The 10,693-nt window shown below is 59.2% G+C and carries 11 protein-coding genes and 1 pseudogene; 11 read left to right on the top strand and 1 reads right to left on the bottom strand.

Translation table 11 applies throughout. The annotated features are described in order from the left end of the window. Positions 1 to 452 precede the first annotated feature (452 nt). Both M5B99_RS30160 and M5B99_RS30155 read left to right on the top strand, forming a co-directional pair. A pseudogene (locus M5B99_RS30160) lies at positions 453 to 1,469 on the top strand (methyl-accepting chemotaxis protein); the annotation flags it as partial. Positions 1,470 to 1,511: 42 nt separating this feature from the next. Next, entirely contained in the window at positions 1,512 to 2,375 is an 864-nt protein-coding gene (locus M5B99_RS30155; RefSeq protein WP_412548705.1) for a methyl-accepting chemotaxis protein, read from the top strand. A 177-nt stretch (positions 2,376 to 2,552) separates the two neighbouring features. Here M5B99_RS30155 and M5B99_RS07850 read toward each other — a convergent pair whose 3' ends face one another. Further along, on the bottom strand, positions 2,553 to 3,422 hold the full coding sequence (locus M5B99_RS07850) for a DNA-binding response regulator (protein WP_248803496.1): 870 nt from the start codon (positions 3,420 to 3,422) through the stop codon (positions 2,553 to 2,555). A gap of 414 nt (positions 3,423 to 3,836) precedes the next feature. Here M5B99_RS07850 and M5B99_RS07845 point away from each other — a divergent pair, with 414 nt between their 5' ends. The 9 genes from M5B99_RS07845 to M5B99_RS07805 all read left to right on the top strand — a co-directional run bounded on the left by M5B99_RS07845 (position 3,837) and on the right by M5B99_RS07805 (position 10,691). Then, a complete protein-coding gene (locus M5B99_RS07845; RefSeq protein ID WP_152737077.1) occupies positions 3,837 to 4,028 on the top strand; it encodes a Flp family type IVb pilin in 192 nt (63 codons plus the stop codon). 157 nt (positions 4,029 to 4,185) lie between these two features. After that, positions 4,186 to 4,380, top strand: a complete 195-nt coding sequence (locus tag M5B99_RS07840; protein WP_248803495.1) for a Flp family type IVb pilin — start codon at positions 4,186 to 4,188, stop codon at positions 4,378 to 4,380. A gap of 28 nt (positions 4,381 to 4,408) precedes the next feature. Continuing rightward, positions 4,409 to 4,939 (top strand): prepilin peptidase, encoded by a 531-nt coding sequence (locus M5B99_RS07835; RefSeq protein ID WP_248803494.1) that lies wholly within the window; start codon positions 4,409 to 4,411, stop codon positions 4,937 to 4,939. A gap of 2 nt (positions 4,940 to 4,941) precedes the next feature. Further along, positions 4,942 to 6,270: an AAA family ATPase gene (locus tag M5B99_RS07830; protein ID WP_248803493.1), complete on the top strand. Its 1,329-nt coding sequence runs from the start codon at positions 4,942 to 4,944 to the stop codon at positions 6,268 to 6,270. A 15-nt stretch (positions 6,271 to 6,285) separates the two neighbouring features. Beyond that, positions 6,286 to 7,098 (top strand): Flp pilus assembly protein CpaB, encoded by an 813-nt coding sequence (gene cpaB, locus M5B99_RS07825; RefSeq protein ID WP_248803492.1) that lies wholly within the window; start codon positions 6,286 to 6,288, stop codon positions 7,096 to 7,098. Between the two features lie 56 nt (positions 7,099 to 7,154). Next, positions 7,155 to 8,495: a TadE/TadG family type IV pilus assembly protein gene (locus M5B99_RS07820; protein WP_248803491.1), complete on the top strand. Its 1,341-nt coding sequence runs from the start codon at positions 7,155 to 7,157 to the stop codon at positions 8,493 to 8,495. Positions 8,496 to 8,503: 8 nt separating this feature from the next. After that, positions 8,504 to 8,983, top strand: coding sequence for a TadE/TadG family type IV pilus assembly protein (locus M5B99_RS07815; protein WP_248803490.1), 480 nt, complete (start codon positions 8,504 to 8,506; stop codon positions 8,981 to 8,983). Further along, positions 8,983 to 9,477, top strand: coding sequence for a TadE/TadG family type IV pilus assembly protein (locus M5B99_RS07810; RefSeq protein WP_248803489.1), 495 nt, complete (start codon positions 8,983 to 8,985; stop codon positions 9,475 to 9,477). The genes M5B99_RS07815 and M5B99_RS07810 overlap by 1 nt, the downstream gene beginning before the upstream one ends. Beyond that, a complete protein-coding gene (locus M5B99_RS07805; protein WP_248803488.1) occupies positions 9,471 to 10,691 on the top strand; it encodes an AAA family ATPase in 1,221 nt (406 codons plus the stop codon). The genes M5B99_RS07810 and M5B99_RS07805 overlap by 7 nt, the downstream gene beginning before the upstream one ends. Positions 10,692 to 10,693 lie beyond the last annotated feature (2 nt).

Here is a 10,693-nt window from a genome sequence, read left to right as displayed (position 1 = left end):
TACGTGATCGTGTCCCGGGAAGTGGTGTAACTGAACCAACCGGCGGACCCGCTGACGGACTTCGGGATTCCGGTTCCGCGTTGCCACTCTGCGAAACCTCTTTGAGGGTGATGGCTTAGTGCTATTATCGGGCTCCGGTTCTGAGTATCCTCAGCAAAAGCTCCTATCCCAGCGGGGCTTGCCTTGCTTTCGACCTATCTGAGAGTGGTTTCTGAGAATCCCGAACAACTCGCCTCAGCAACTCCATCCGTATGGATCCGTTTGGGGCAAGTAGCGGCTACTCTTATCGCCACCAAACCAGATGTGGATAACATCGAGAGAAAACCAATAGAGACGTTCCTTCGAAGCAATATCGCGCCTGTAGCTGCCATGGACAAATCACCGGTGGTCCCCGGGAACAGCTCCCTGTTACCCCCGAAAACCAAGAAACAGAATGCATTGTGGGGGATTGAATGAACAAATGGTTCGGCAATATCAGCGTCAACCTCAAGCTGGCCCTGGGCTTCGGCCTGGTATTGGCACTGACCACGGTCCTTGCCCTGACCGGCTGGAGCAGCCTGGACAAGTTGATTTGGCGTAGCGACCGAATGAGCGACATCACCTTGTTGAACACGCTGCTGGACAAAGTACGCGTGGCTCGTCTTCAGTACACGCTGAGCAATGGCGATGAAACCGCTGCACAGAACGTTCAGCTCAACATGGATGCATTCAGCGCCCAGGACCAAAAACTGATCAGCACATTCAAGAGCCCGGTATTTGTCAAAATACTCCAGGAACAATCGGCCATCATCGCCAAATTCCAGCAGTCGCTGAATAAAATGCATGACGCCTATCGAGCCCGCAATAGTGCACGCCAAGCCTTCGGCGACAGCGGCGAAGGGGCCCTCAAGCTGATCGATTCGATCCGTGCCAGCGTGCTGCAATTGCCCCCGGAAGAGGTGGATCGTTTCGAACGCTTCCAGGCCATCACCCAAGTCAAGGAGCAGTTCCTGCTGAGCCGTTTCGAAGTGCGTGGTTACATTGCCAGCAACACGCCTGAGACCGAGCGCAAGGCTTTCGAGCAACTGGATAAAACCATTGATGGCCTGAAACAACCGAGCGAACATTTCAGCTCGTTTCAACCGGATGCCTGGCGCCAGATGGAAACCTCCCTGGGTAACTACCGAGCGGCCTTTCTGGCCTACAGAACGGCGAGCAACACCGTTACCCTGACGGACAAGGATCTGGCCGACCAAGTGGCCGCGATCTCGGCTCACAGCGATGCCCTTTACCAGGGGCAACTGGACAACCGCAATGGCGAAGTCGTCCAGACGCGCACGCTGCAATTGGGCAGTACCCTGTTGATCCTGCTGTTCGGCATCCTGGCCGCCGTCATCATCACTCGCCAGATTACCCGACCTATCCGCGAAACCCTGGGCGTCGTCGAACGCATTGCCGGGGGCGACCTCACCCATCACCTGACGGTCATCCGTCGCGATGAACTGGGCGTGCTGCAACAAGGCATCCAACACATGGGCGAGACCCTGCGCAATCTGATCAGCGGGATTCGCGATGGCGTCACGCAGATCTCCAGTGCCGCCGAAGAGCTGTCGGCCGTGACCGAGCAGACCAGCATTGGCGTCAACAGCCAGAAAGTCGAGACCGATCAGGTCGCCACCGCCATGCAGGAAATGACCGCGACCGTGCAGGAAGTCGCACGCAACGCCGAACAAGCCTCGCAAGCCGCGGCGGACGCCGATGGCCAAGCCCGTGAAGGTGACAAGGTGGTGGCCGAGGCCATCGCGCAGATCGAGCGCCTGGCGGCGGAAGTGCTGCGCTCCACCGAGGCCATGACCCTCCTGCAGCAGGAAAGCAACAAGATCGGCAGTGTCATGGACGTGATCAAGGCCGTGGCCGAGCAGACCAACCTGTTGGCACTCAACGCCGCCATCGAAGCCGCCCGTGCCGGTGAGGCCGGTCGTGGTTTCGCCGTGGTCGCCGACGAAGTTCGCAGCCTGGCCCAGCGCACCCAGAAGTCCACCGAGGAAATCGAAGGGCTGGTCGCCGGCCTGCAGAGCGGTACCCAGCAGGTGGCCAACGTCATGAACAACAGTCGCGGCCTGACCGACAACAGTGTTGAACTGACGCGCAAAGCTGGCGTGTCACTGGGAAATATCACCCGCACGGTGTCGAACATCCAGTCGATGAATCAGCAGATCGCCGCCGCCGCCGAACAACAAAGCGCCGTGGCCGACGAGATCAGCCGCAGCATCGTCAACGTGCGCGACATTTCCGAGCAGACCGCCGCTGCCAGCGACGAAACCGCCGCCTCCAGCGTCGAACTGGCACGCTTGGGCAATCAGCTGCAGATGATGGTCAGTCATTTCAAGGTTTGACAAGGCAAGGTGGAATGGGGGATCGGCATTTCCCGCCACCTGCCCCACGTCTCGTCCGGCCCATACAGCAGACTGACTGAATGACCCGCCAGTGAAGTGAACCGCGGCGGGTTCCGGCCCGGCGTTGAGGTTATCCGTTCGCTGGGGCCTCGCTGGAGCACAGGAATCGCCAACGTTTCAGCCGCCGAGGCTCTGAACCAGGTTATCGAGCATTTCAATGGTCGCAGTGTCCTGCATCGGTTCCGCGACTACAGGCACTTCGCGCTGGCGCATCAGGCGGTATTCGCTGGGTGTGCAGTTGGCGAACTGCTTGAAGGCGCGGGCGAAGTAGGAAGGATCCTTGAAGCCGGCTTCATAGCCGATGCTGGTTATGGGCATCTGGCTGTTGTCGAGCAGTTCCTTGGCGAAGTTCATGCGCTTGTTCAAGATGTAATCCGTGAAGCCGAGTCCGTAGGCTTCCTTGAACAGGCGGCTGAAGCGAAAGGCGGTCATGCCGCAGCGCTGCGCCAGTTCCTTCTGGTCGATACTGTCCCGGAAATGCTGGTCGATATACAGCAGTACGTTGCTGAGCGCCTGGTGTTTCTGGTGGCCCGGGGTCATCCGGATACTGCCCGGCAGGGTCGGGGAATGGTCGATCTGCAGCGTCTTGCGCTGGTCTTTGACATGCTGCCGCAGCTTGTGGAGCTGGGCTACAGCCGCCAGGTAGCGATTCTTCTCGGAGACCGAAAGGGGCAACACCAGGTACTCCCAGACACAGGAACGCATGGCCCAGACGGCCAGTTCTTCGGAGTGTTGCACGGTGAACATGGTGATCGGGATGGCGGGGGCGCTGCGTTTGGTCTCCAGCAACATCCTCAGGCCCGGTGTATCCGGGCGATCGAAATGGATGCAGATCATGTCGGCCTGCATCTGGCTGGAGAACACCGATTCTTTCGCCAGTTTGCAGTCGCAGGCGTGCTCAAACTGCGTGATGAGCTCGCTTGTGGAGTGATCGTGGGTCCGATCGAACCACAGTAGTGATGGTTTCCTGGTCACGTTAGACGTCATGTGCTGGGCTCTGAGGTGCGTGCCGCCATCCACTGAGTAGTATTGTCAATTTGATATCACTTTTCAGACTGAATCATGCTAAGTAAGTCGTGTTTTAGTTCTATACGATCCATATCTTACCTGGCGGTCGGGGCCGGGCAGTTGTTTATTGGCCTGTTGGCGTTGCACTCAGGATTAACCGTTCGTCGCTTGTGAATCAACCAAGTGCTATTGGCGAGTCACTTCTTGTTTCAGTCTTTGCTTTTCCTTCCCCAGGGGCCAATAACCCGCTCGTTGGCGATGCCCGCAAAAAAGTCCTAGCGATACGCAAAATCCTCCTAACCCTCTTGGTATTGCCCTGACTAAGGTAGTCACAAGCAGTGCAAAAACAGCTGCTTTCCCTGGAAGAGCAACTATCGAAATGAGGTGTACAAAATGACTCTGCAAACAATCAAAACTTCGGTAATGAAGTTCGCCAAAGATGAAAACGGCCTGACCATCGTGGAATACGCCGTGGCCGGCGGGTTAATCACGGTGGCGGTCGCGGCCATATTCGTGAAGCTGGGTGGTGCGGTGAATACCCAAATCACAGCGCTGTGTGCTGCGGTCAAAGGCGCTGCCTGCTGATAGGCAATTGCCGTTGGGTGACACGGCGATGCCCAGGGAACAGGCGGCTGTTTTTATCTTTGCTGATGAGGCTGCCGGGCAACTTGCTCAATGGACTTCGCGTGACCTCTACCAATGTATGTACTGAGCGGTTTGACCGCTGGAGTGGGAGAGAAACATGACTCTGCAAACAATAGGAACTTCACTACGAAAGTTCGCCAAAGATGAAGATGGCCTGACCATTGTGGAATATGCGGTGGCGGGTGGGTTGATTACGGTCGCTGTGGCTGTCGCGTTCACACTACTGGGCGGCAGCGTGAATGCCAAGATCACGGCACTGTGCCAAATCGTCAATAGCAACGTTGCGTGCTGACGATTAATCCCTTGTAGGGAGAAGCCCCATGTCCATGGAAATGCTGGTTTCGACTGTTTTGCTGATAGGACTGCTGGGCGTGGCGGTGGTGAGCGATCTGCTGCACCACCGTATTCCCAACACCCTGGTCCTGTTGGGACTTGCCTTGGGATTGGTCGGTCAGATGTATGCAGGGGGGGTAAGCGGATTGGGTAACAGCCTGTTAGGCATCTTGATCTGTTTTGCGCTGTTCCTGCCCATGTACGCGCTCGGTGGCATGGCTGCCGGTGATGTCAAATTGATGGCTGTGGTCGGCAGTTTTTTACCCTTCCATTACGCGATATGGGCCGCGTTATTCAGCCTGATCGCCGGTGGCGTGTGCGGTTTTCTGATAGTGCTGGTTCGCGGTCAATTGTTTAAGACCCTGGGGCGCTATTGGCTGATTCTGAGGGCGCAGGCCTACCTGGCGCCGACTTCAGATGAAGTGGCCGGCAAGCCGTTCCCTTATTCGATTGCCATTTTGCTCGGTACTTTAAACACCGTTCATTGGCAACTTTTTGCCAATGGGTTGGGAGGTTAGTCATGCACGTCGTCGAGAGTGATGCCTACCACAGTGAGCGGGAAGCGGTGCAGCGACTGGCCCCCCAGCCGTGCACTATCAGCGAGACGGGTCTGACGGATAGTTTTCTCGGTGAGTTGGTGTGCAAGCACTTGTACGACGCCGGCGTGCTGGACATGTCGCGGCTGGTCGAGCGCCTGGCGCTGACCGGTGCGGTCATGGAAGAGATCCTGGCGTTTCTACGCAAGGATGGGCGGGTCGAGGTGCTGGGGCAGTTGGGTGCACAAACGGGCGGGCAATCGCTGCGTTATGGCCTGACTGAACGCGGTCGCGGGGCCGCCCGCGATGCCCTGTCGCGTAGCGGCTATATCGGTGCGGCACCGTTCCCGGTGAGTACCTACCGTTCGCTGCTCAAGGTGCAGACCATTCACCACGGACACATCAATGCTCACGATATGCGCACGGCGCTGACCGGCATAGTGCTCTGCGAGGGGATGCTTGACCAACTGGGCGTGGCGCTGAACTCCGGGCGCGCGATCATGATTTATGGCCCTGCGGGTACCGGCAAGACCTATGTCAGCAGTCGCTTGATTCGCCTGTTTGCCGAGGCCATCTGGGTGCCCCAGGCCATCGTGATCAATGAGTCGGTGATCGAGATTTATGACCCTCAGGTGCATCAGCGCCTCGATGACCACGGTCAACAGAACAATCTGATGCTCAACGAAGGGATTGATCGTCGATTGCTTTGCTGCAAACGCCCTATCGTCATCACCGGCGGTGAGTTGAGCATGGAGCAGTTGGACGTTCGGTATGACCCTTTCACCCGTCAGTACCAGGCCGCCTTGCAGCTCAAGGCCAGCAATGGCCTGTTCATCATCGATGACATGGGTCGCCAGCGCATGGCACCCGCCGAACTGTTGAATCGCTGGATCGTCCCGATGGAGGAGAAGCGCGACTTCCTCAATCTGGGCGGCGGCCGGCATTGCGAACTGCCGTTCGATCTGATTCTGGTGTTCTCCACCAACCTCAATCCCCTGGAGTTGGCCGACGAGGCCTTCCTGCGACGGATTGGCTACAAGCTGCAATTCGGTTACCTGAAGCCCGATGAGTACGAACGGATCTGGCAACAGGAGTCCGAGCGCCTGGGCATTCGCTATGACCCTGCGCTGGTGCGCTATGCCCTGCAGAAACTTTATGCCGTTGAGGGCATGCCCCTGGTGCCTTGCCATCCCCGTGATCTGCTGAGCATGGCGCTCGATCGTCAGCGTTACCAGGGCGGTTCCGGGCCTCTGTCGCCGCAGGAACTGGAATGGGCCTGGCGCAACTACTTCGTCCAGCTCGACTTTCTTTGAGTAGGAGATACAGATATGAGCTCTCGTACCGCAACCCTGATTGGCATTTCCCTGGTCATGGGCCTGGGAGCCGCCTGGATGGCCAACTCCTGGCTGAGCGCACGGCTCAATGCCAGCCCGGATGATCACCTGCGCAGCGTGGTGGTCGCCACGGTCGAGATTCCCTTCGGGCAGATGGTCGAGGCCCAACAGGTCACGACCGTACGCATGCCCATGGATACGATCCCGGACGATGCCTTCGATTCCAGCGACAAGGCGGTGGGCAAGATCGCCACCTTCGACATTCTGCGCGGTGACATCGTGCGCGGTGCGCGACTGAGCGAGCACTTGGGGGGGAGCACCTTGGCCTCGCTGATTGCTCCCGACAAACGTGCTATTTCGGTACGGGTGGACGATGTGGTCGGTGTCGGCGGGTTCCTGTTGCCTGGTAACCGGGTCGATGTGCTGGCAACCAAACACGCCGATGGCAACAGCAACAATGCGGTGTCCAGGACCATCCTCGAGAACCTGCGAGTGTTGGCGGTGGATCAGACCGCGGGCACCGACAAGACGCAACCGGTGGTGGTGCGTGCTGTGACACTGGAAATGACGACCGCCGAGGCCGAAGCCCTGGTCACGGCGCAGACCGAAGGAAAGTTGCAACTGACCCTGCGCAATCCGCTGAACACCGAGAAAAAGCCGACGACCGTTGCGCCTGTGGCGCCTGTGGCGCAGGCCGTCGCGATGGTCACCGAAACGGCGCCAAGGCACGTGGTGCGCCGTAGCAGCGGTGGCGGCGCTATCACGGTTATCCGTGGCACCGAAGCCCATATCGTCAATGTGCACTGACAGGACCTAATAGGTGCCTGGACACCCAGGCGATGTTATCGGCAAGTGAGGGATTGATGATGTGTCCTCGAATTCAACAGCCGTTTTCGGTAACGCCAAGGCGCCAGCGGGGATCGGTGACCGTACTGATGGTGATCGCGTTGGCGGCGATCGGCATCATGGCGGCATTGGCACTGGACGGCGGCCATCTGCTGCTGAACAAGACCCGCCTGCAAAATGCGGTGGACGCCGCGGCCCTGAGTGGCGCCAAAACCCTGAGTCAGGTCACCGGTGGCGTCGGCATTGCCAGCACCACGCGCGCTGCCGCGCTGAATACGTTGACACTGAATGCCAATGCCGCCGGAAACAGCGAATTGGCCACGGCCATCGGCGGCAGCGCGGGCACCTTCGCGGTGGTGGAACTGGCCAACAGCGTTTACGGGCCGTTCTCCTATCCGGGGCCGGCGAATGCCACTTATGTTCGGGTAACGGTAGCGAACTATCGCTTGAGCGGTTTTTTCTGGAATTTCGCCCAGTTGCTGGGGGCCGGCGGTCTGGGCAACAAGGCGGTGGCGGCGATGGCCACTGCCGGACCGAGCCCCACCAGCCCCTGCGATCTCGCGCCGCTGATGGTCTGTGGCGACCCGACCCAATACAACCCGAGTAGCGGATTGTTCTGGGGCTATCGCTTTGGTGATCTGCAGGATCTGAAAACGGGCTCTGGCACTACTTCCGCCATTGGCCCAGGCAACTTTCAACTGCTCGACTTTGGCTCGGGCGGCAGCGCGGTCAGGCAGGATCTGGCCGGAGGCGGCTTGGTGTGCCGCAGCGTCGGACAAAATGTCACGACCTCGCCGGGCAACAAAGTCGGCCCGACGGACCAGGGTTTGAATACCCGCTTCGGCCAGTACTCCGGAGGGCTCAGTGCCGCGCAGTATCCGCCAGACCTGATCGTTAGCTACAGCACGCCCGCGATCACCTGGAACAGTTCAAACAACCGTGCGGAGTACAACGGCCAGCCGGTCACGTCGAGTAACGGCAATCTCTCCGCTGGCGGTACGGCGCTCCTGGGCTACAACGACTGGCTGGCGAGTTCCGCCGGGTGTGTTGCCGGCTCAGGCACGGGGTGCCAGAGCGGTGGGGTCTTCGAACGACGGATGCTGAAAGTCGTGATTGGCAACTGCACTGGGCAGAACAATGGTGCCACCTCGATTCCGGTCCTGGGGTTTGGCTGCTATTTCGTGGTGCAGCCGGCCGGTGGCACGGGGAGTACCTCGGAGATCTTCGGGCAGTTTGTCCAGGAATGCGAAGGCGACAACGTGCCGGGTCCCAATCCTTCCGGTGATTCCGGTCCACAGATCATTCAGCTGTACAAAACCTATATCAATGGCAGCGGCACTCCGAGCAACGACTCGTAGGGGGCGTCATGGCACTTCACGCGTTTAAACAACCAAGGGGCCAACAAGGAGTGGCCTTGGTGGAATTCACTCTGGTCCTGCCGTTGCTGTTGCTGCTGTTACTGGCCCTCGGTGAGTTCGGCCGAATGCTGTTTCAGTACAACACCCTGTTGCAGGCCAGCCGCGATGCCGGCCGTTACGTGGCCAGCCAGGCCTGGAATTCGACGCTCGGTACTGTTGCCCTGAGTAGCACGCTGCAGACCCAGACGAAAAATGTGGCGGTCTATGGCGTCCCCGCCAGTACCGGGACCGCGGTGGTGTCAGGGCTGACCAGCGCTGACGTGACAGTCTCCGTACTGGGTACCGACCATGTGCAGGTCACCATCCGACATACCTTCTGCCCGGTGATTGGCGCAGGCAACTGCAGCGGCTCGATCAGAGGACTGTTTCCCAATCCGATTGCGCTGAGTATTCCGCTGGTCGCCACGACTGTCATGAGGGTTCTGTGATGAATCGCAGACAGATGCGCGGGGTGTATGCGGTGGAGTTCGCCTTCATCGGCTTGCTGGTGTTCATTCTGTTGTTCGGCGTGCTGGAAATGGGTCGCCTGTACTTCACCGTGAATGCCCTCGATGAATCCGTGCGGCGCGGCGCACGCCTGGCGGCGGTGTGCAATATCAGCGATCCGATCGTGTTGCAGCGGGCGATCTTCAACGCCGCGGGCAATACGGGCACCAGCCAACTGATCACCAATCTGGGCACCGGCAACCTGACGCTGACCTACCTGGATGCCAACGGCACGGTAGTGACCAACCCCACCGACACCACCAGCACCACTGGATTTCGTGCCATCCGCTATGTCCAGTTGAGCCTGCAAGGCTACGTATTCAATTTGTTCATTCCCGGGTTTGGCGTACCCATTGCCTTGCCCACCTTCAGGGCGACCTTGCCACGCGAAGCCCTTGGGCATCATTCCGAATCAGGGGAGGTCACTCCATGCTGAATACAAAGGAAACTCCGTTAACCCTCGCGACCGGCAAACCCGGGCTGCGATTGCTGATCAGCAGCCGTGATGCCACGGCGTTAGGTGATCTGCAAAGCGTTTGCCAACGCGTACCGAGCCTGGAAGTGAGCACACGCCTGGTGAGCAATGGGCATGTCGACCCGCTCTATGGTTTGGAGCGGATGCCCGATCTGTTGTTGGTGCGCGTCAGCCACCTGTGGCGCGAGGAACTGGCGGCACTGTTACAGCGTCCGGCCCATGAGCGTCCGCCGCTGTTGGTGTGCGGCTCGCTGAGTGATCAGGAGGGCATGCGCCTGGCGATGCAGGCCGGTGCTCGTGATGTCTTGCCGGAACCGATCGCCGAGGCGGAATTGGTTGCCGCCTTGAATCGTCTGGTCATGGAGGTCCGGGTCAGCAGTGGGGTGGAAGGCAAACTGATCGCCGTGATGAGCGCCAAGGGCGGCTCCGGCGCCAGCTTGCTGGCCTGCAACCTGGCCCACCAGCTCAGCGTCAAGGGCGGCAATACCCTGTTGCTGGATATGGACCTGCAATTTGGCAGCGTGACGCATTACCTGGATGTGGCGCAGTCGCATAGCCATCTGGAGGTGTTGCAGCAGGTCGAGGCAATGGACGGTGTCGCATTGCGTGGATTTTGCAGCCACTTCAGTCCGACCTTGCATGTGCTCGGTGGCCGGGCCGGCGAGCTGTATCTGCCGCAGGATGCCCAGTCCGAGCAACTCGATACTTTGTTGCAGTTGGCCCGCTCAAGCTATGACTGGGTGGTGGTTGACCTGCCACGACAGATCGACCACCTGACCAGCTCCGTGCTGGAACAGGCGGATCGGGTCTATGTCGTGGTGCAACAGAGCGTCAGCCATCTCCGTGATGCCAGTTCCCTGATGCGGATTCTTCGCGAAGACCTGGGCGTGCGCGGCGATCAACTGCAGGTGGTGGTCAATCGCTACGACAAGGCGGCAGCGATCAGTCTCAAGGATGTCGGCGAGGCGCTGCGTTGCGCCAATCTGTTGCAATTGCCCAATGACTTCAATCTGGTCAGCCAGAGCCAGAATTCTGGCGTGCCTTTGGGGTTACACGCACCGCGGGCGCCAATCACCCTCGCCGTGCGCGAGATGACCGAGCAGTTGGCCGGCAAACGGATGGCCGGGAACAAAGGCTTGCTCAAACGCGCCTTCAACCGTTTTTTCAGGGGATAACC

Origin of the sequence: Pseudomonas sp. MWU13-2100, assembly GCF_023242365.1 — a bacterium.
In the GTDB taxonomy this organism is placed as follows: Bacteria; Pseudomonadota; Gammaproteobacteria; order Pseudomonadales; family Pseudomonadaceae; genus Aquipseudomonas.
This window is presented reverse-complemented; position numbering and strand designations above follow the sequence as displayed.